The sequence below is a fragment of the Dictyoglomus sp. DH genome (genome assembly GCF_055181375.1).
Genome location: NZ_CM143706.1, coordinates 1,164,243 through 1,183,714 on the forward strand (window position 1 = coordinate 1,164,243; position 19,472 = coordinate 1,183,714).

General features: G+C 32.1%; 17 protein-coding genes and 8 tRNA genes. 24 read left to right on the top strand and 1 reads right to left on the bottom strand.

Translation table 11 applies throughout. The features are described 5' to 3' along the window. Nucleotides 1-55 precede the first annotated feature (55 nt). Genes ACY3JJ_RS05670 through hflX form a run of 9 tightly spaced genes read left to right on the top strand, consistent with a single transcriptional unit; the run spans nt 56 to nt 11,309 of the window. On the top strand, nt 56-448 hold the full coding sequence (locus ACY3JJ_RS05670; protein ID WP_463091177.1) for a Fur family transcriptional regulator: 393 nt from the start codon (nt 56-58) through the stop codon (nt 446-448). Next, entirely contained in the window at nt 411-902 is a 492-nt protein-coding gene (gene argR, locus ACY3JJ_RS05675; protein WP_463091178.1) for an arginine repressor, read from the top strand. Before ACY3JJ_RS05670 ends, argR begins: the two co-directional genes overlap by 38 nt. Next, nucleotides 903-2,333: a histidine kinase N-terminal domain-containing protein gene (locus ACY3JJ_RS05680; RefSeq protein ID WP_463091179.1), complete on the top strand. Its 1,431-nt coding sequence runs from the start codon at nt 903-905 to the stop codon at nt 2,331-2,333. It begins immediately after the preceding gene. Nucleotide 2,334: 1 nt separating this feature from the next. Then, a complete protein-coding gene (gene miaB, locus ACY3JJ_RS05685; protein ID WP_463091180.1) occupies nt 2,335-3,657 on the top strand; it encodes a tRNA (N6-isopentenyl adenosine(37)-C2)-methylthiotransferase MiaB in 1,323 nt (440 codons plus the stop codon). Then, nucleotides 3,650-6,238, top strand: coding sequence for a DNA mismatch repair protein MutS (mutS, locus tag ACY3JJ_RS05690; protein WP_463091181.1), 2,589 nt, complete (start codon nt 3,650-3,652; stop codon nt 6,236-6,238). The genes miaB and mutS overlap by 8 nt, the downstream gene beginning before the upstream one ends. Beyond that, nucleotides 6,226-7,953, top strand: a complete 1,728-nt coding sequence (gene mutL, locus ACY3JJ_RS05695) for a DNA mismatch repair endonuclease MutL (RefSeq protein ID WP_463091182.1) — start codon at nt 6,226-6,228, stop codon at nt 7,951-7,953. The genes mutS and mutL overlap by 13 nt, the downstream gene beginning before the upstream one ends. Then, on the top strand, nt 7,950-8,927 hold the full coding sequence (gene miaA / locus ACY3JJ_RS05700; protein WP_463091183.1) for a tRNA (adenosine(37)-N6)-dimethylallyltransferase MiaA: 978 nt from the start codon (nt 7,950-7,952) through the stop codon (nt 8,925-8,927). Before mutL ends, miaA begins: the two co-directional genes overlap by 4 nt. Next, a complete protein-coding gene (locus ACY3JJ_RS05705; protein ID WP_463091184.1) occupies nt 8,920-10,125 on the top strand; it encodes an LL-diaminopimelate aminotransferase in 1,206 nt (401 codons plus the stop codon). The genes miaA and ACY3JJ_RS05705 overlap by 8 nt, the downstream gene beginning before the upstream one ends. After that, the gene (gene hflX, locus ACY3JJ_RS05710; RefSeq protein WP_463091185.1) at nt 10,089-11,309 is read left to right on the top strand and encodes a GTPase HflX; all 1,221 of its coding nucleotides are present in this window, start codon (nt 10,089-10,091) and stop codon (nt 11,307-11,309) included. Before ACY3JJ_RS05705 ends, hflX begins: the two co-directional genes overlap by 37 nt. Here the strand turns inward: hflX and ACY3JJ_RS05715 are convergent. Beyond that, nucleotides 11,298-11,987: a DUF72 domain-containing protein gene (locus ACY3JJ_RS05715; RefSeq protein ID WP_463091186.1), complete on the bottom strand. Its 690-nt coding sequence runs from the start codon at nt 11,985-11,987 to the stop codon at nt 11,298-11,300. The genes hflX and ACY3JJ_RS05715 overlap by 12 nt on opposite strands. Before the next feature lie 197 nt (nt 11,988-12,184). On the opposite strand from ACY3JJ_RS05715, the gene rho reads away from it, so the two are divergent. The 15 genes from rho to clpX all read left to right on the top strand — a co-directional run bounded on the left by rho (nt 12,185) and on the right by clpX (nt 19,463). Further along, a complete protein-coding gene (gene rho, locus ACY3JJ_RS05720; RefSeq protein ID WP_463091187.1) occupies nt 12,185-13,591 on the top strand; it encodes a transcription termination factor Rho in 1,407 nt (468 codons plus the stop codon). Between the two features lie 6 nt (nt 13,592-13,597). After that, the gene (locus ACY3JJ_RS05725; RefSeq protein ID WP_463091188.1) at nt 13,598-14,104 is read left to right on the top strand and encodes a GerMN domain-containing protein; all 507 of its coding nucleotides are present in this window, start codon (nt 13,598-13,600) and stop codon (nt 14,102-14,104) included. 2 nt (nt 14,105-14,106) lie between these two features. Next, the gene (locus tag ACY3JJ_RS05730) at nt 14,107-14,832 is read left to right on the top strand and encodes a metallophosphoesterase family protein (RefSeq protein ID WP_463091189.1); all 726 of its coding nucleotides are present in this window, start codon (nt 14,107-14,109) and stop codon (nt 14,830-14,832) included. Between the two features lie 5 nt (nt 14,833-14,837). Then, nucleotides 14,838-15,386, top strand: coding sequence for a phosphodiesterase (yfcE, locus tag ACY3JJ_RS05735; protein ID WP_463091190.1), 549 nt, complete (start codon nt 14,838-14,840; stop codon nt 15,384-15,386). A 63-nt stretch (nt 15,387-15,449) separates the two neighbouring features. After that, a tRNA-Pro gene (locus ACY3JJ_RS05740) sits at nt 15,450-15,527 on the top strand. A 12-nt stretch (nt 15,528-15,539) separates the two neighbouring features. Beyond that, a tRNA-Gly gene (locus ACY3JJ_RS05745) sits at nt 15,540-15,614 on the top strand. A gap of 16 nt (nt 15,615-15,630) precedes the next feature. Continuing rightward, nucleotides 15,631-15,707: transfer RNA gene (locus ACY3JJ_RS05750), tRNA-Arg, on the top strand. A 30-nt stretch (nt 15,708-15,737) separates the two neighbouring features. Beyond that, nucleotides 15,738-15,814: transfer RNA gene (locus ACY3JJ_RS05755), tRNA-His, on the top strand. A gap of 13 nt (nt 15,815-15,827) precedes the next feature. Next, nucleotides 15,828-15,904: transfer RNA gene (locus tag ACY3JJ_RS05760), tRNA-Arg, on the top strand. Nucleotides 15,905-15,909: 5 nt separating this feature from the next. Continuing rightward, nucleotides 15,910-15,985: transfer RNA gene (locus tag ACY3JJ_RS05765), tRNA-Lys, on the top strand. 5 nt (nt 15,986-15,990) lie between these two features. Then, nucleotides 15,991-16,074, top strand: a tRNA-Leu gene (locus ACY3JJ_RS05770). A gap of 17 nt (nt 16,075-16,091) precedes the next feature. Beyond that, nucleotides 16,092-16,166, top strand: a tRNA-Gly gene (locus ACY3JJ_RS05775). Nucleotides 16,167-16,319: 153 nt separating this feature from the next. Further along, nucleotides 16,320-17,612 carry a trigger factor gene (tig, locus tag ACY3JJ_RS05780; RefSeq protein WP_463091191.1) on the top strand — a complete coding sequence of 431 codons (1,293 nt, stop codon included), beginning with the start codon at nt 16,320-16,322 and terminating at the stop codon, nt 17,610-17,612. 7 nt (nt 17,613-17,619) lie between these two features. After that, entirely contained in the window at nt 17,620-18,207 is a 588-nt protein-coding gene (gene clpP / locus ACY3JJ_RS05785; protein ID WP_463091192.1) for an ATP-dependent Clp endopeptidase proteolytic subunit ClpP, read from the top strand. 26 nt (nt 18,208-18,233) lie between these two features. Continuing rightward, complete coding sequence (clpX, locus tag ACY3JJ_RS05790) at nt 18,234-19,463, top strand: ATP-dependent Clp protease ATP-binding subunit ClpX (protein WP_463091193.1); 1,230 nt, start codon at nt 18,234-18,236, stop codon at nt 19,461-19,463. The last annotated feature ends 9 nt before the right edge of the window (nt 19,464-19,472 follow it).

The following is a 19,472-nucleotide window of genomic DNA, read 5'->3' on the forward strand; positions in this document are numbered from 1 at the left end:
GACAAAATAATAATTATAATCTAAACTTTAATATGGAAAGGAGATGAAAAAAGCTATGCAACGAGAAACAAGACAAAGGAAATTAGTCTCGGAGATTTTAATGGAGAGTATGGATCATCCAGATGCTCTTACTGTTTTTAGAAGAGCAGAGGGAAGGGGAGCAAAAATAAGTTTGGGTACTGTTTATAGAACTTTAGAGCTTTTAGTGAATGAGGGTAAGGCTCTAAAATTTTATGATAGAAGTGCAGTCACCCGATATGATGCAAAGATAGTACCTCATCATCATTTAATTTGTAAGATCTGTGGGAAGGTTGAAGATTGGGAGGGAGAAAATTTAAATAGTGAAATGATTAGGAAAGAAATAGAGAAAAGTACTTCTTTTAAAGATGTAGATTTTCATATGATTATTTATGGTATTTGTGAAGGATGTGCAAAAAGGAGTAGATAATATTTTAAGTAAAAGAGAAAGATTAGAAAAAATCAAAATTATTTTAAAACAAAATTATATAGGTACCCAAAAAGAGTTAATGGAAGTCTTAAAAAAAGAAGGCATTAATGTGGTACAGGCTACTTTATCTCGAGATCTTAAAGAATTAGGAGTCATAAGACAAAATACTGAGTTTGGAAAAAGATATATTATTCCGGAGAATAATTTCAATTTACTATCCTTAAAAGACCTATTCAAAAGGGTCGTGATAAACATTGATTATGCAGAAAATCTTATTTTGGTGAAAACTTTACCTGGTAATGCACAGGCAGTTGCCTTTATGTTAGATAACTTTATGAAAGATTGGGATTATTTTGTGGGTAGTGTAGCAGGAGATGATACTATACTAATTGTTTTGAGAACAAAAGAGAAAATACAAGAAGCATTATCTAAACTGCAAAATTTACAAAAGTAAATGCTTAATAATAAAAAAGATACTATATATCTTTTTGAAGAATTTAAAGAATATTTACCTTATTTATATCTGATTTCTGATTTGTTAGGAGCAGATCTTTATTTATATCAACCTATCTGGGATTTATCTGCTGTTGTTTTAATAACAGAAGCTCATCCTAAAGTAGTACCACCTATTTCTTTTAGGCAAGAAGTTGGTAAACTTATATTTTTAGAGGATGAGCCAGAGATATTTAAGCTAATAGACTCTGATAAATCAAAGATAAGAAAAACTGATATTGTAATAGGAGGATTTCCAGTAGAAGAGGAGTTTTATTCTATTAAAAAATCAGGAAAGATTATAGGAATTCTTAAGATACAGAGAAATCTTTTAATACATAATGAATTTCCTTATAATTCAAGGGTATTCAAAGAAACATCCCATTGGTTAATAAAATCTTTTATAAAACAAGAACTAAGTTGGAAAGGATATGTGGACCCACTATTAGATAATGAAGGGGTTTTAATCCTTGATAAAGATGGTATAGTGCTTTTTGCTAATATGGCTGGAATGAGACTATTTAGAACTCTTGGAGAAGTGGGAAATATCTTGGGAAAAAAAATTAAAGATCCTTTCTTCTATAAATTCGTAGATGCTTATAAAGAAATGGGTACTGTTAAGGCATATGGGGAAGAACTCTTTGAAGAATATGGCGAAGAAACAAGAAGTTTTTATAAGAGAATACTTCCAGTTTCAAAAGGGGATAATTCTCTATGGAGAATATTTTATTTGATAAAAGAGACAACTGAGCTTCGTCAAAAGGAAAGGGAATTAAATTTTAAATCAGTACTTATCAAGGAAATTCATCATAGGGTAAAAAATAACTTGCAAACTATAGCAAGTCTTTTAAGGATACAAATGAGGCGACTTGACTCTGAGAGTGCCAAGATAGCACTACAAGAAAGTATTAATCGAATAAATAGTATTGCATTAGTACATGAATCTTTATCTAAATTTGAAGAAGATAGAGTTGATATCATAGAGGTGGCTGAAAAATTACTTAATGCATTTAAGCAGACTTATCAGCATCTTCCTTGTAATTTTAAATTTGAAAAAAACAAAAAAAATATTTTCTTATCATCTAAGAAAGCCACATCAGTAAGTTTAATTATGAATGAGCTGTTACAAAATGCAGTAAAGCATGGCACTTCTGAAGATATAGTTACAGAAATTATCCTTTCCATAAATCAGGATGATAAGTATATAATATTAGAGGTGACAAATACTCTTTTAGATAAAGAAACAAAAAGTTCAGAGCTTCTTTCATCTAAAGGAAGTTTAGGTTTTCAATTGGTTCAAATGTTAGTAGATGAAATTAGAGGTAAAATAGATATTGATAAAGTAGATGATACATTAAAAATTAAGTTGATCTTTTCAAGAGGAGACGAATAATATGCCTAAGTATCATATAATTACCTATGGTTGCCAAATGAACAAATCAGATTCAGAGAAAGTGGCAGGTATACTTGAAAAATTAGGTTTTCTTCCTACTGATAGGGAAGAAGATGCGGATCTTATACTTTTGAATACCTGTTCTGTAAGGGAAAGAGCGGAAGAGAAGGTATTTGGTAAATTGGGAGAACTCAAAAAGTTAAAAAAGAGAAATCCAGAATTAAAAATTGGAGTTTTGGGATGTATGGCTCAAAGGATGAAAGATGAACTTGCAGAAAAATTTTCCCATGTGGATTTTGTTTTAGGAAGTTATAAATTTATAAGACTTCCCGAAATATTAGAAGAACTAAAAGATAATAAAAAAGTTATATTATTTGATGACGAGCCTTATCCAGAGGACCTGGATTGGAAAATTATAAAGAGAGATAGTAAATTTCAAGCTTGGATACCTATTATTTATGGATGTAATAATTTCTGCACGTATTGTATAGTACCTTATCTTAGAGGAAGAGAAAGGAGTAGAAAATTAGAAGATATTGTAGAGGAAGCAAAATATTTGGCGGAACAAGGTGTTGTAGAAGTAACTCTTCTTGGACAAAATGTGGATTCTTATGGTAAAGATCTTGGTGATGTTGATTTAGCGGATCTATTGGAAGAGATTCATAAGATTTCTAATATTAAGAGAATAAGATTTCTTACTTCCCATCCAAGAGATGTGACTGATAAGCTCATTAAAAAAGTGGCAAAACTTCCTAAAGTTTGTCCGCATTGGCATCTACCATTACAAGCTGGATCTGATAGGGTTTTGAAAAGAATGGGTAGAGGATATACTTACCAAGAGTATAAGGATTTAATATATAAAATAAGATCTGAAATCAAGGATTCGTCTTTTTCAACCGACATTATAGTAGGATTTCCTGGAGAAACAAAAGAAGATTTTCAAGCTACAAGAAGAGCTTTAGAAGAGCTAAGATTTGATACTGTGAATTTAGCTATTTACTCCCCAAGGCCTGGAACTCCAGCAGCTAATTTTGAAGATCCAATTCCTTTTGAAACCAAAAAGAAATGGTTTGAAGAATTAGAAAATCTTCAAAGAAAGATAATATATGAAAAAAATTTAAGTATGATAGGAAAGGAAGAAGAAGTACTTGCTGAAGAAATTAATCCTAAAAATCCAGAAGAAATAAGCGGTAGGACAAAAAATTTTCGTCTTGTATTTTTCCCAGGTAATAGATCCCTTCTTGGAAAATTATTAGTGGTAAAAATAAAAGAAGCTAGATTATGGTCTCTAAAAGGCGAAGTTGTAAGAGAGGTGAATGATTAAATATTTTATGGAAAATATGACTCCTCTTTATAAACAATATAAGAGTATAAAAGATCAATTTTCAGATGCAATCCTCCTTTTTAGACTTGGAGATTTTTATGAGGCTTTTGAGGACGATGCAAAGATTATATCTCAAGAATTAGATATCGTGCTTACTTCAAAAGAGGTTGGAAAAGGAAAAAGAATTCCAATGGCAGGTGTGCCCTATCATGCTTTAGATAGCTATCTTTCAAAATTGGTACAAAAAAAATACAAGGTTGCAATTTGTGAGCAAGTTGAAGATCCTGCTTTAGCTAAAGGACTTGTAAAAAGGGAAGTAGTAAGAGTTATTACTCCTGGAACTCTTGTTGAGGATACTCTTTTGGAAGATAGAAATAATAATTTTCTATCATCAATCTATATATTAAATAAAGAATATATAGGTATAGCTACTATTGATGTTTCAACTGGAGAATTCTTCGGAACCGAGTGGATGGGTAAAGATGCTGAGGAAATAATCTACTCTGAATTTGTGCGATTAAAACCTAAGGAGATTATTCTACCTTTTTCAGCAAAGGATATTTTGGTGGATATATTAACTGATTTAAAGAGGGATATAGATCCTAAAATTACTCTCGTACCTGAGGAATATTTCGAAGAGGTAGAACATAGTTTGGAATTTTCCGAACCAAAAGAGAATTATCCCTTAGCCTTAAAGGCTTCTTATGGTATTTTAAATTATATAAAAGACGTAATGTTTACGATACCTACTCATATAGATAGGTTAGAGTTTTATAAACCCCATCAATATTTAATCCTTGATAGTACTGCTATAAAGCATTTAGAATTATTAGAAACTGTTAGAGAGGGACAGAGAAGAGGAAGCCTTATATGGGTGATTGATAAAACTTTAACCTCAATGGGAGCAAGACTTCTAAAGAAATGGCTTTTGCAGCCTCTTCTTAATGTCAACATTATCAGAAAAAGACAGGAAGCTATAAAGGAATTATTAGAAAAAGAAGTATTGAGAAGAGAGTTTGAAGAACTATTAAAGAACATACCAGATCTTGAAAGAATAAATTCTCGCGTAAATTATAATACTGCTACTCCGAAGGAACTTATATATCTCATGCAAGCTTTATCCTTCTTGCCTTCCTTAAGAAAGGTCTTTGAGAAAGTAGAATCTTCAAAATTAATTGAGTTAAAGGAAAATATACCAAATTTGGAACCTCTTTATGAGGAGTTAAATAGAGCTTTAGTTGATTCTCCTCCATCCCATATAAAAGAAGGTGGCTTTATTAGAGATGGTTATAATGAGGAGCTTGATGAGTTAAGAGCACTTCTTAGAGATAGTAAGAATTGGCTTATTGATCTTGAGAATAGGGAGAGAGAAAGAACAGGTATAAAGTCTCTCAAAATTGGATTTAATCAGGTTTTTGGATATTACATAGAGGTTACTAAGGCAAACTTGAACCTTGTTCCACCCGAATATATAAGAAAACAGACATTAGTAAATGCAGAAAGATTTATTACACCAGAGCTAAAAGAATGGGAAAATAAGATTCTCCATGCTGAAGAAAATATTAAAAGAATAGAAGAAAATTTATTCCAAGAGTTGAGAAAAAAAGTTGTAGAAAGGTCTAAGGATATAGAAACTTTTGCTCAGGTTGTTGCAGAATTGGATGTCTCTATATCTCTCGCTAAAACTGCTAAGGATTATGGATATGTTTGTCCACAAGTTACAAATGATTATGAAATAATAATAAGACAGGGAAGACATCCTGTAATTGAAAGAATGTTACCTCCTGGTACTTTTGTTCCTAACGATACCTATTTAAATAAGGATAAATTTATAAAACTTATTACGGGACCGAATATGGCAGGTAAATCAACATATATAAGGCAAGTTGCTCTTATTGTTATTCTTGCTCAAATGGGGTCCTTTATTCCAGCTGAGGAGGCAAAAATAGGGGTTGTAGATAGGATATTTACAAGAATTGGTGCATGGGATGATATCTCATCTGGTGAGAGTACATTTTTGGTAGAGATGAAAGAAGTAGGAAATATCCTTTCACATGCTACAGAGAGAAGTCTACTTATTTTAGATGAGGTAGGAAGAGGAACTAGTACCTATGACGGAATAAGTATTGCGTGGGCGGTGTTGGAATATATCCATAATAAACTTAAGGCCAAAACCCTATTTGCAACTCATTATCATGAGCTTACTGAACTTGAAAAAGAGCTTAAGAATTTACAAAACTTAAGTGTTGCCGTTCAAGAAAGAGGGAAAGATATAATATTTCTTCATAAAATAATCGAAAAACCAGCTGATAAAAGTTATGGAATATATGTAGCCCAACTTGCTGAATTACCTAAAGAGGTAATTGAAAGAGCTGAGAAAATACTCGTAGAATTGGAGAAAGGTAGAGAAATTCAAAAGAAAGAGATTGTTCAACTCCCACTTTTTTCAGAGGTTACAGATATGCGATTTGAGAAATTAAAAAAGGAGATATTATCTCTTAATACTAACGAATTAACACCTATTCAGGCCCTTTTAAAAATCCATGAGTGGAAGGAAATTATAAAAGAATGGGAAAAGTAATAATACTTCCGGAAGAGATTAGAAATAAAATAGCAGCAGGAGAAGTTGTAGAAAGGCCAGTTTCTGTAGTTAAGGAACTGGTGGAAAATTCAATAGATGCAGGAGCAAGGAGAATAATAATTGAAATTATTGATGCAGGAGAAAATTTAATTTCAGTTACCGATAATGGAGAAGGTATGTCTAAGGATGATGCTATTCTTGCTCTTAATAGGTTTGCTACCTCTAAAATAAGAAATATTGATGATCTATTTAAAATAGAAACATTAGGCTTTAGAGGAGAGGCGTTAGCAAGTATAGCTAGTGTTTCAAGAATGGAAATTAGAACAAAGACTGAAAAAGATGATGGGGTTTTTATAAGAGTAGAAGGTGGAAATATATTGGATGTGTTACCATGGGAAGGAAGTGTGGGAACAAGTGTTAGGGTTAAAGATCTTTTTTATAATTTACCAGCAAGGAAAAAATTTTTAAAGAGTAAGACAACAGAAAGTAATCTTATAGTGGATTTCGTAAGAAAGATTGCATTAGCTTATCCTGATATATCTTTTCAGTATATTGATGATGGAAAGACTAAATTTACCACTTTAGGGAGTGGAAAAATAGAGGATGTAATAATTGAAGTGTTTAAAAATATAAATTTGGATGATTTTATAGAATTTGAGAATACACATGGTGATTATTCTATTTGGGGATTACTAAGTAAACCTGGGAAGTTAGTTTCCATAAAGCCTCAAGATTTCTTTTATGTTAACAAAAGATGGGTAAGGAATCTTAGTATTTTTCAAGCACTAAAGGAAGGATATAAAGGCAGAATATTGGAGGGTTATTATCCTTTTGTAATTTTATTTTTAAAGGTACCTTATGATGAAGTAGATGTAAACGTACATCCCACAAAAAGGGAAGTAAAATTTGAAAAGGAAAAAGAGATTTTTAGTTTTATAGAAAATTCTATAAGAAAGGCTTTAGAGAATTATGAAAATACATTTAGAAGAGTGAACTTAGATCAGAACATAAAAGTTAATTGGGAAAATTATGAAACTGATAAAAAAATTATCCAAGAAAATATTCAATTACCCTTAACATCAATTGAGAAGAATTATATTTCTGAAAAGACCGAGAAATATTTACCCAAAACCAAAAAAAGTTTTAGTTTTAGAATAGTTGGACAGATATTTAATAATTATGTAATAGTAGAAACTGGAGATAAGGTATTTATCATAGATCAACATGCTGCCCATGAAAGGATTAGATATGAAAGGTTAAAAGAAGAATTAAATTTAGGTCTTCTTCAAAATGTAGAAATTATTTTACCTATTATAATTGATGTTTCCTTAGAAGAAAAAAAGCAGTTAGAAGAAAAAAGAGAAATTTTAGAAAAATTTGCTTTTTCATGGGAAGATTTTGGCCCTAATAGGATAAGGCTTATAAAGGTACCATATGAGTTTTTGAATTTTGAGCCTGTATCCATTGAAAGTCTTTTTAAAGAAATAATTTCTGAGATAAATGAAAAAGATTTAGAAGTTTTAGAAGATAAAATTGTAAAAAGTATGGCTTGTCATGGAGCTATAAGAAGTGGGGATATTTTAATAAAGGAGGAGATGGAAACTCTTATACAAATGGTTTTTGATAATCAAATCCCTATTACATGTCCTCATGGAAGACCTTATATATGGGAAATAAAAAAAGAAGAGTTAGAGAAATACTTTCATAGAAAATGAAGATACCAATTGCAGTCATTTTGGGTCCAACAGGTACAGGTAAAACGGCACTTTCTCTTGAACTTGCTAATCTTCTTCCAATAGAAATTATATCTGTTGATTCTATGCAAGTTTATAAAGATATGGACATTGGTACCGCAAAGCCTTCTGAAGAGGATAGGAAAAAAGTACCTCATCATATGATAGATATTGTTTCTCCTGATTATCCCTTTACAGTGGCAGAGTTTAAAGAAAGGGTAGAAAAAATTATACCAGAAATATATGAAAGAGGTAGATATCCTCTACTTGTAGGTGGTACTTCCCTTTACTATAAAGTCTTATTTGGTGAATTTCATATTCCCCATGTTCCACCCGATTATAAGTTTAGAGAAGAAATGAAAAAAAGAATAGAGAAGGAAGGTATTGGAAAGATATATGAAGAATTGAAAAAAGTTGATCCTAAAACAGCATCTAAAATCCATTTTAATGATTATAAAAGGATTATTAGAGCATTAGAAGTTTACTATAAGGTAGGAAAACCTATCAGTGAGTTAGCTGGTACTAAAATTGAAGATAAATATTTAGTTTCAAAAGTTGGACTCTTTTTACCAAAAGAATTACATTATGAGATTCTTGATAAAAGGGTTGATAGGATGATAGAAATGGGTTTAGTTGATGAGGTTAGAAGGCTTTACGAAAATGGAATAGATGAAGATAAGGTTTCAATGCAAGGTATAGGTTATAAAGAAATATTACAGTATATAAAAGGAAAGATAAGTTTGGATGAAAGTATAAAATTAATTAAGAAAAGAACAAGAATATTTGTAAAAAGACAGTATACATGGTTTAAAAAGGACAAAAATATTCATTGGTTTGATGTTTCTTTATATGATCTTCACCAATTGGCAATATTAGTTTATAATACCATAATCAAAGATTGGGAATTGTTAGGATATAAATTCAAAGAAAGGGAAGGTGAAAGTTTTAATGATTAAAAAGGCTAAAAGAATAGAGAGTTTACCCCCTTATCTTTTTGCAAGAATTGATCAATTAAAAGAAGAGGCAATAAAAAGAGGTATAGATATAATAAGTTTAGGAATAGGAGATCCAGATCAACCTACTCCAATGCCAGTAATTCAGAAATTATGTGAAGAAGCATTAAATCCTGCAAATCATAGGTATCCGTCTTATGAAGGAATGTTAGAATTTAGAAAGGCAGTAGCAGATTGGTATAAGTATAGGTTTAATGTAGACCTAGATCCTAAAAAAGAAGTTTTAACTCTTATTGGTTCAAAAGAAGGATTAGTGCATATTATTTGGGGACTTGTGGATAAGGAAGATATAGTTTTATGTCCTGATCCAGGATATCCAGTTTATAAAATAGCAACACTTCTTGCAGAAGGTATCCCTTATCCCATACCTTTAAAGAAAGAAAATAAATTCCTTCCTAAATGGGAGGATATTCCATCGGATATAGCTAAAAAGAGTAAAGTAATGTTTCTTAATTATCCAAGTAATCCAACAGGGGCTGTAATAGATAAGCATGGCTTAGAAGAAGCCATATCATTTGCAAAGGAGAATGATATAGTAATTTTATATGATAATGCTTATTCGGAGATAACCTTTGATGGGTTTATTGCTCCAAGTATTTTAGAAGTTAAAGGAGCAAAAGATATAGCCGTTGAATTTGGTTCCCTTTCTAAAACTTTTAATATGACAGGATGGCGTATTGGTTATGTTGTAGGAAATAGTGATTTAATCTCTATTCTTTCAACTGTTAAAACCAATGTTGACTCAGGAGTTTTTCAGGCTATTCAATATGCAGGGATAGAGGCTTTGTATAATCTTAGAGATTTTCCAAAAGAAAGTAGTAAAATATATCAAAATAGAAGGGATATGGTATTAGATGCTTTCAAAGATTTAGGGGTTGAAATTCTTCCTCCTAAGGGAACTTTTTATGTGTGGGTACCAGTACCCGAAGGTTTTACGTCTACCGATTTTGCTGCTTTTTTATTAGAGGAGATAGGTGTATTAGTAGTACCTGGAATTGGATATGGGGATTATGGAGAAGGTTATATAAGGATTTCTACTACTGTAGAGGAGAATAAACTTAGAGAAGCTTTAAGAAGGATAAAAGAATTTTTCGGGAAGGGAGATTGGAAATCGAAAAAGCCATCCTTGTTGCTAAAATAGAAGATTTAGATGATTTAGAAGAATTAAAGCTATTAACAAAAACTGCAGGAGTATTAGTAAAGGATGTTTTAGTTTTTGGGGGTGAATTAGATCCTTCCTCATTTTTAAGAATTGGAAAATTAAATGAGCTGAAGGATCTGGTTCTTAGAAATCAAATTGATGTGGTAATTTTTAATAATGAACTTACTCCTGTACAACTTAGGAATATAGAGAGAGAAATACCAGTTAAGATTGTAGATAGAACCATGCTTATTTTAGATATTTTTGCTCAACACGCTAGGACGAAGGAAGGTAAAATTCAAGTTGAGCTTGCCCAACTTCAATATCTTCTACCAAGGCTTGTGGGAAGAGGAGAAGCTCTTTCCAGATTAGGGGGAGGAATTGGTACTCGAGGACCTGGTGAAACAAAGTTAGAGATAGATAGAAGAAAAATTAGAAAAAGAATTCATACCTTGAAAAATGAATTAGAAGAGGTAAGGAAAGAAAGAGAGATACAAAGAAAAAAAAGGTTAGATATTCCGCAAATTGCTCTTGTAGGTTATACAAATGCTGGAAAATCAACTTTGTTTAATGTACTTACAGGAGAGAATGCTAAGGCAGAAGATCTACTTTTTGCAACTTTGGATCCAATGGTAAGAAGGGTGAAATTTGAGAATGGTTGGGAATTTCTAATTTCAGATACAGTTGGTTTTATTAGAAATCTTCCCGAAGAGTTGCTTACAGCTTTTAGAGCAACATTAGAAGAGATATATTATGTAGATGTTATATTACATGTCATTGATGTATCTAACAAAAATTTTGAGATGCATATAGAAACTGTTGAATCTTTATTAGAAGAAATGGGAATTGAAGATAAACCTATAATAAGGGTATATAATAAAATTGATTTGTTAACTAAAGCTGAGTTAGCTTATCTGAGAAAAGAGTTATTTTATAGGCCTTCGGTTTTTATCTCAGCTTATCATAAAATAGGAATTAATAAATTAAAAGGCGCAATTGTAAAAGAATTGCTAAAAGGTGTTAGAACATATAAATTTAAAATACCATATGAGAGATGGGGTACATTTCAAAAAATTAAAAGTAGAATTTATATCGAAGAAGAAAAATATCAGGATAATTTTGTAGAGATTAAAGCAAAGGTTCCAAAAGAATACAAGAAGGTTTTGGATTCTTTAAGATTTTAAGAGTTCCCACATAGTGATTCCATTTTCTAACATATAATCATTATTAAAGAATAAATATATTTTTTTAGGATTTAATTTTTTGACTTCTTCAGCGTATTTTATAATTTCACTGTCTTTGTAATAATATGAATACCATTTTTCTTTTCCATGAAACCTCATATATACATGAGAGTATAAATTTAGTATCATTTTATCCGGTAATTTAGGAGCACTTACTGATACCATAGTTATTCCATAATTTTTTATTATGTTAATAATCTTGTCATCAAACCATTCTATATTTCTTGGTTCAAAGGCAAACCTCTCTTTTAATTTGGTAAAATCATAAAATTTAATAATTTTCTCTAAATAGTTTATTTTTATACTTGGAGGAATTTGAAAAAGATAAAAATCAATAAAGGGATCTGAATCTAAGAAAACTTCATAAAATTTATTCCATTCTTCCATTGCTTTATCGTTAAATCTATGTAGGTGGGTGATTGAACGATTCACTTTGATAACAAATCTTAATTTCTCTGCAAAGGACAACCATTTTTTAATTGTTTGTTTTTTAGGAGTATGATAAAAGGTGCTATTAACTTCTATAGCATTGAAAGGAGTATTTTCAATGTACCAATCTAAGCTTCTTTTTGGATTCCAACTATAATTCCATCCCGATGTTCCAATATAAATATCCACTTTTATTCACCCCTTAGATATTATATAATAGTGCTATAAAGAATTGTAAATTTTTTAAAATTTTGTGTTTCCTTTGTTGACTATTTTTTACTTTTGTTCTATACTACCATTAACTTTCAAGAATGTACCTTATCTATTTTATTACTTGTATTTTTTTACATCCATAAAAAATTTCCTTACAAGAGGAGGTTTGAGGAATGCCTTATGAGGATTTAGCAATAAAAACAAGAGCAGAATTAGCAGAAATAGCAAGAGAATTGAAAATTCCTGGGTACTATCGTATGACAAAAGAAGAAATGATAGAAGCAATAAGTAGGAAATTAGAAGAGGGGGGAGAAATTTTAATTGAGGAAAAAAGTGAAGAGATGAAAACCAAAGTAGAGCCAGATGTTTTAATTGAAAGTAAAGGAGAGACGGAGATAAAGATCGAGGAAAAGCAAGAACAAAAGGATAAGGTTATTATTGATGGTTTTGAATGTGTTTTTAGAGAGGGTTATTTAGAGATTCAGGAAGAGGGATATGGTTTTATAAGGAAAAACTTTAAGCCAAGTGATGAAGATGTATATATATCTGCATCCCAAATTAAAAAATTTGGGCTTAGGTATGGTGATTTAATTGGAGGAATGGTAAGACCACCAAAAGAGAATGAGAGATGGTATGCTATATTAAGGATAGATACGGTTAATGGAAGAGATTTAATGCATTCTCGCCAAAGGCCCAAATTTGATGATCTTATTCCGTACCATCCTACAGAAAGACTAAAATTAGAAACAACCCCAGAAGAAGTAGACACAAGACTCATTGATCTTTTAGCTCCTATTGGAAAGGGACAAAGAGGTTTAATTGTTTCTCCACCAAAAGCTGGTAAAACAACTCTTTTAAAGAAAATAGCAAATGGAATTTCTGCTAATCATAAAGAAGTTAAATTATTTATTCTACTAATTGATGAGAGACCTGAAGAGGTAACCGATTTTAGAAGATCTGTTCAAGGTGAAGTAATTGGATCTACTTTTGATGAACCACCAGAAAGGCATATACAAGTTGCTAAGTTAGTTCTTGAAAGAGCAAAAAGATTGGTGGAATATGGTGAACATGTGGTTATTCTCTTAGATAGTATAACAAGGCTTGCTAGGGCGTATAACTGGGCAGTACCATCAAGTGGTAGAACTCTTTCAGGTGGAGTTGAGCTTGCAGCTTTACATCATGCTAAAGAATTTTTTGGGGCTGCCCGAAATATAGAGGGTGGAGGAAGCTTGACTATTCTTGCTACAGCTCTTATTGAGACTGGTAGTCGTATGGATGATGTAATTTTTGAGGAATTTAAAGGTACTGGAAATATGGAGCTTGTTTTAGACAGAAAATTGGCAGATAGAAGAATATTCCCAGCTATAAGTATTTCAAGATCTGGTACAAGAAAAGAAGAACTTTTATATCCTGAGGAGCAGTTAAAGAAAATCTGGTTCTTGAGAAGAACTTTGATAGGGCAAGAAGAGGGAGAAGCTATTGAGGGTTTAAAGAGAATGTTAAGAGAAACAAGAAATAATGAGGAATTTCTGAAATTTATTGATGGGATTATAAAGAAAGGAAATACTGTAAGAAGGTAGGTTAAGGTGAGAAAAACAATATTAATTATTTTATTTATATCTCTAATAATAGTGACTTTGGCTTTTCTTCTTACTAAAGAAGATATTTCTATAAGGTTATATGTTTACAATCCTCAAAAACAGGCCTTAGAAAGCAAGGATATAAATATTAAGTTAACCAGACTTGAAAAATATTTTATAAAGGAAAAAATATATAAAGAAGCAATCAATAATCTTATTTCTTATTCTGACAATAATATATATCATCTACCTATACCAAAAGGGACAAAAATCCTTAATATATCTGTCAAAAACAATATAGCTTATATAGATTTTTCCGATGAATTAAGGAAGAACCATCCTGGTGGTAGTTTGGGAGAGATGTTAACTGTTTATAGCATTGTAGATACGCTTACAGAATTTCCAGAAATTAAAAAGGTTCAAATTTTAATAAGTGGTGCTGTGGTAGAGACCTTAGTGGGACATATGGATTTAACCTCTCCTTTAGAAAGAGATCTTTCATTGGTTAAATAAAAATGAAAATTGGGATTATTTCAGATATTCATGCTAATTTGCCTGCATTAGAAAAGGTCTACAGTGAACTTGAGAAAGAAGTAGATGAAATATATTTTTTGGGAGACATAGTAGGCTATGGCCCATATCCCAATGAGTGTATGGAATATCTGAATAAATTTGGTTATTCTGTATTAGGTAATCATGATGCTGCAGTAATTGATTTGAGAACCTATGATGATTTTAATCCTTATGCTCAATTTGCAATAGATTGGACTAAAGAAAGATTAAGTTGGGAGAATATTGAAAAATTGAAAAAGCTTCCTCTTATTATTGAAAATAATAATTTTTGTTTAGTTCATGGAAGCATCAGAGAACCTCTTGATGAATATTTAATAAATTATTATTCAGTATTGGCCAATTTTGAGATTATGGATGAGAATATTTGTTTCTTTGGACATTCTCATTTAGCTGGGGTTTTTGTATATTCGGATAAAGAAATATACTATGTAAATTTTAGCGAAGGAGGAGAATTAAAGTTACAGAAAAATAGTAAATATTTAATAAATCCTGGTAGTGTGGGTCAACCTCGAGATGGTAATTGGAAAGCAAGCTTTGTTATATATGATGTTGATAAAAAGATTTTAAAATTTAAGAGAGTTGAATATGATGTAGGAAAAATACAAAATTATATGAAACTTTTGGGTTTTCCTAAACAGCTTTGGGAAAGGCTCCAATATGGGAGGTGATTAATTTGAAAGTACTTATTATGAGTGATACTCATGGTGATACAAGTTTTTGGGAATATATAAATGATTTTTTGTCCGAAGCAAATTTCGTTATACATGCTGGAGATGTTCTTTATCATGGTCCAAGAAATCCACTACCTGCAGGATATAATCCTAGCAAGCTTGCTGAACTTATAAATAACTCAAAACCTTTCTTTATTTCAAAGGGTAATTGTGATGCTGATGTAGATCAATTAGTTATAAAATTTCCTATTTCTTCTCCTTATCTTCTGTTATATGTGAATTCTTTGAAGATTTTTGTTACTCATGGAGAAAATAGAAATGAAGATGATCTTTTTAATCTTGCAGAACTTTTTGATGTAGATCTTTTAATATTTGGACATATCCATATTCCAGTTCTTAAAGAAAGAAATAAAAGAATAATACTTAATCCTGGAAGTCCTGCTTTACCAAAGACAGAATATAAATCTGTAGCTTTTCTTGATGAAAAAAAAGTTTCGATTATAGACATAATAAGCAAAAAAGAAATTTTTAGTTTGGAATTGATTAAGTGATAATATAATTACATGGTAACTCTTGACTTTAGAGACAATTTTTTATAATATTTATTTAGCAATCGGGGCATGGCGCAGTTGGTTTAGCGCGCCTGGTTTGGGACCAGGAGGTCGCTGGTTCAAGTCCAGCTGCCCCGACCATATAATAAAAGAGCGGGAGTAGCTCAGGGGTAGAGCATCAGCCTTCCAAGCTGAGGGCCGCGGGTTCAAATCCCGTCTCCCGCTCCAATTTTGATGGGCATTTGCGCCTATAGCTCAGGTGGACAGAGCGGCAGACTTCGAATCTGCGGGTCGGGGGTTCGAGTCCTCCTGGGCGCGCCAGTAAGAGTAAGTTGAAAAACATGGATGATGGTGAACGTAGCTCAGGATGGTAGAGCGCTGGGTTGTGGCCCCAGTGGTCGCGGGTTCAAGTCCCGCCGTTCACCCCATAATATATAAAAAGCGCCCGTAGCTCAGTAGGACAGAGCAACGGACTTCTAATCCGTGGGTCGGGGGTTCGATTCCCTCCGGGCGCGCCATTCACGGGCCGTTAGCTCAACTGGCAGAGCACCTGACTCTTAATCAGGGGGTTGCAGGTTCGACTCCTGCACGGCTCACCAGTTGTGCGAGGGTGGCGGAATGGCAGACGCGCTAGACTTAGGATCTAGTGGGATTTCCCGTGTGGGTTCAAATCCCACCCCTCGCACCAAGTAGATATATTGATGAGCGGGAGTAGCTCAGGGGTAGAGCGTCTCCTTGCCAAGGAGAAGGCCGCGGGTTCAAATCCCGTCTCCCGCTCCAAATTTTTAATAATATACCCCATGCAATCATTTTTTACGCAAATTTAATAAACTCTTTTCTATTTTTCTTCTTTAATAGTATTTTTTATGATGATATAATATAGCTTTGGTATTTAACATAAAAATGTTATTTTAATAGATAGGAGGTAATGTAATGACAATTAATGAGACCAACATTAAATATGATGTAGAAAAGCTTGAGGGAAGCAGAGTAAAAGTGAATGTAGAAATAAATCAATCGGAGAGGGAGAAAAGTCTTGAAAAAGCATATAAGTCTTTGGTTAAAAGAATTCAAGTGCCTGGTTTTAGAAAAGGTCATACTCCTCGTCCTATTTTGGAAAGATACCTTGGAAATGAGACCTTTGAAAGTGAAGCAATAAAAATAGTTGCGAGAGAAACCTTGGAATGGTTTTTAAATAAAGAAAATGTTACACCTCTTCAGGATCCTTATTTTGATATTCCTGATTCTTGGAAAGAAGATGAAAATTTAAAATTCTCTTTTGTATTGGAAGTACCACCAGAATTTAAGCTTGGAAATTATAAAGGTTTAAATATCAGAAAAGAAAAAGTAGAAGTTAGTGAGGAAGAAATTAATAGGGTTATAGAGCAGATAGAATTACAACTTAGTAAATTAAATCCTGTAGAGGAAGGACAAGTTGAGAAAGGTGATGTGGTTTATATAGAAAGAACTAAGGAAGATGGTACTCAGCTTTCTCCAATGTGGTTTACATTAAATGGAAAAGTGTTTCCAGAATTGGAAGATAAGATATTGGGAATGAAACCAGGAGAAGAAAAGGAATTTGAGATAACTTTTCCTGAAGATTTTTATGAAAAAGATTTATCAGGTCAAAAGTTAAAATTGAAATGGAAGGTTAATAAGATTTGGAGATATGAAAAGCCTGATCAAGAGACTTTTCTTCAAAAGGTTGGTGCACAGTCTTTTGAAGAGTTTAGAGAGAAAGTGAGAGAAAGCATAAAAGAAGAAAGAGAAAGAAGGTCTGAGGACAAAGCTTTTTCTGAAATTATGAGCAAAATATTGGAAAAAACAGAACTTGACCCTCCTTTAAGTTATGTACAGTATCTTGCAGAAAATATTTTTAGAGAATTCGTTAATGATCTCGCAAAAAGAGGAATGAGTTTAGATGATTATCTAAATGAGAAGGGAATAACAAAAGATGAGTTCATTAGGAGTGTCATAGAAGATGCAAAGAATAGAATACGGATGGAGATGATTCTTGAAAAGATAGCGGAAGTCGAAAATATTTTTGTTTCTGATCAAGAGATAGAAGATGCTATAAGAGAGATTGCTGATAGCGAAGGCAGAGATTACGAAGAGATTAAGAAAGAAATCGAGAGAGAAAATTTGATAAATACTCTAAGAAGAAATCTTATTAGAGAAAAAGTTAAGAAATTTTTATTAGAACAAAACTTAATAGAGGAGGAATAGATCTATTATGACATTAGTACCTATTGTTATAGAGCAGACTCCAAGAGGGGAAAGAGCATATGATATTTATTCGAGGCTTTTGAAAAGTAGGATTGTTTTTTTAGGTACAGCCATAAATGATGATGTGGCAAATCTTATAATTGCGCAACTTTTATTCTTGGAATCTGAAGATCCTGAAAAGGATATTTATCTTTATATAAATTCCCCTGGTGGTGAAGTTTCGGCAGGACTTGCTATTTATGATACTATGAGACATATAAAGCCTAAAATAGCTACTGTATGTGTAGGTCAGGCAGCAAGCATGGCTGCTATTCTTTTGAGTGCAGGAGACAAAGGTAAAAGATATGCTTTACCTCATTCAAGAGTAATGATACATCAACCACTGGGTAGTGCATATGGTCCTGCTGCAGATATAGAAATTCATACAAGAGAAATCCTTAAAATAAAGAGGATATTAAATGAAATATTGTCATACCATACAGGACAACCTATAGGGAAGATCGAAAAAGATACTGATAGAGATTTCTTCATGTCTGCCTATGAGGCAAAAGAGTATGGTATTGTTGATGAAGTATTAGAAAGTAAGAAAAGCTAAATCATAGATAAAGGAGATACTAATGTATGGGAAATAGAGAGCTTCATTGTTCTTTTTGTGGAAAAAGTCAAAAAGAGGTTAAAAAACTTATTGCAGGACCAGGAGTTTATATTTGCGATGAATGTATATCAATAGCTTATAAAATATTGGAAGAAGAGAATAAAAAAGACGATACTTATGATAATTTTGAACTTCCAAAACCATCCGATATTAAATCTTTCTTAGATCAATATGTTGTAGGGCAAGAGAAAGCAAAAAAAATATTATCAGTAGCAGTTTATAATCATTATAAGAGAATATTTATGAGAGATAAATTAAAAGAGGATGTAGAAATTCAGAAAAGTAATATACTTCTAATTGGACCAACTGGTGTAGGTAAGACTCTTCTTGCAGAAACTCTTGCAAAATTCTTAAAGGTACCTTTTGCTATAGCAGATGCTACCACACTTACTGAGGCTGGCTATGTGGGGGAAGATGTGGAGAATATTCTTTTAAGACTCATTCAAAATGCAGATTGGGATGTTAAAAGGGCAGAAAAAGGAATAGTTTACATTGATGAGATAGATAAGATATCGAGAAAGTCTGAAAATCCATCTATTACAAGAGATGTTTCTGGGGAGGGAGTTCAACAAGCTTTATTAAGAATTGTTGAGGGAACTATAGCTAATGTACCCCCTCAAGGTGGGAGAAAACATCCTTATCAAGAGTTTATTCAGATAAACACAAAAGATATTTTGTTTATTGCTGGTGGTTCTTTTGAAGGAATAGAAAAAATAGTAGAAAAAAGACTTGATGTATCAAGTATCGGATTTGGTGCACAAATAGAACCTAAAAATAGAAAGAGTTTAAGTCAGATCCTCTCAAATATCATTCCAGAAGATCTTATAAAATTCGGAATGATTCCTGAATTTGTTGGAAGATTTCCTGTTGTAGCGGTTTTAGAACCTCTTAATGAGGAAGCTCTTATGAAGATATTAGTAGAACCTAAAAATGCTCTTGTTAAACAATATAAGGCATTATTGGCTTTAGAAGGGGTAGAATTAGATTTTACAGAGGATACATTAAGAGCTATAGTCAAAGAGGCACAAGAAAAGGCTACAGGTGCAAGAGGATTAAGGGCTGTAATGGAAGAACTTATGTTAGAACTTATGTATGAGCTACCGTCCTTAGGAATCAAAAAATTTGTTATCACACCAGAATTAGTTTATAATCGTGGAAAATTATCTATAGAAAAATTAAAAAAGATGGCAGGTTAGGGGGTTTAT

Coding starts and splice junctions, on each gene's coding strand:
- ACY3JJ_RS05670 (WP_463091177.1), top strand. CDS start 56: ATGCAACGAGAAACAAGACAAAGGAAATTAGTCTCGGAGATTTTAATG.
- argR (WP_463091178.1), top strand. CDS start 411: ATGGTATTTGTGAAGGATGTGCAAAAAGGAGTAGATAATATTTTAAGT.
- ACY3JJ_RS05680 (WP_463091179.1), top strand. CDS start 903: ATGCTTAATAATAAAAAAGATACTATATATCTTTTTGAAGAATTTAAA.
- miaB (WP_463091180.1), top strand. CDS start 2,335: ATGCCTAAGTATCATATAATTACCTATGGTTGCCAAATGAACAAATCA.
- mutS (WP_463091181.1), top strand. CDS start 3,650: ATGATTAAATATTTTATGGAAAATATGACTCCTCTTTATAAACAATAT.
- mutL (WP_463091182.1), top strand. CDS start 6,226: ATGGGAAAAGTAATAATACTTCCGGAAGAGATTAGAAATAAAATAGCA.
- miaA (WP_463091183.1), top strand. CDS start 7,950: ATGAAGATACCAATTGCAGTCATTTTGGGTCCAACAGGTACAGGTAAA.
- ACY3JJ_RS05705 (WP_463091184.1), top strand. CDS start 8,920: ATGATTAAAAAGGCTAAAAGAATAGAGAGTTTACCCCCTTATCTTTTT.
- rho (WP_463091187.1), top strand. CDS start 12,185: ATGCCTTATGAGGATTTAGCAATAAAAACAAGAGCAGAATTAGCAGAA.
- ACY3JJ_RS05730 (WP_463091189.1), top strand. CDS start 14,107: ATGAAAATTGGGATTATTTCAGATATTCATGCTAATTTGCCTGCATTA.
- tig (WP_463091191.1), top strand. CDS start 16,320: ATGACAATTAATGAGACCAACATTAAATATGATGTAGAAAAGCTTGAG.
- clpP (WP_463091192.1), top strand. CDS start 17,620: ATGACATTAGTACCTATTGTTATAGAGCAGACTCCAAGAGGGGAAAGA.
- clpX (WP_463091193.1), top strand. CDS start 18,234: ATGGGAAATAGAGAGCTTCATTGTTCTTTTTGTGGAAAAAGTCAAAAA.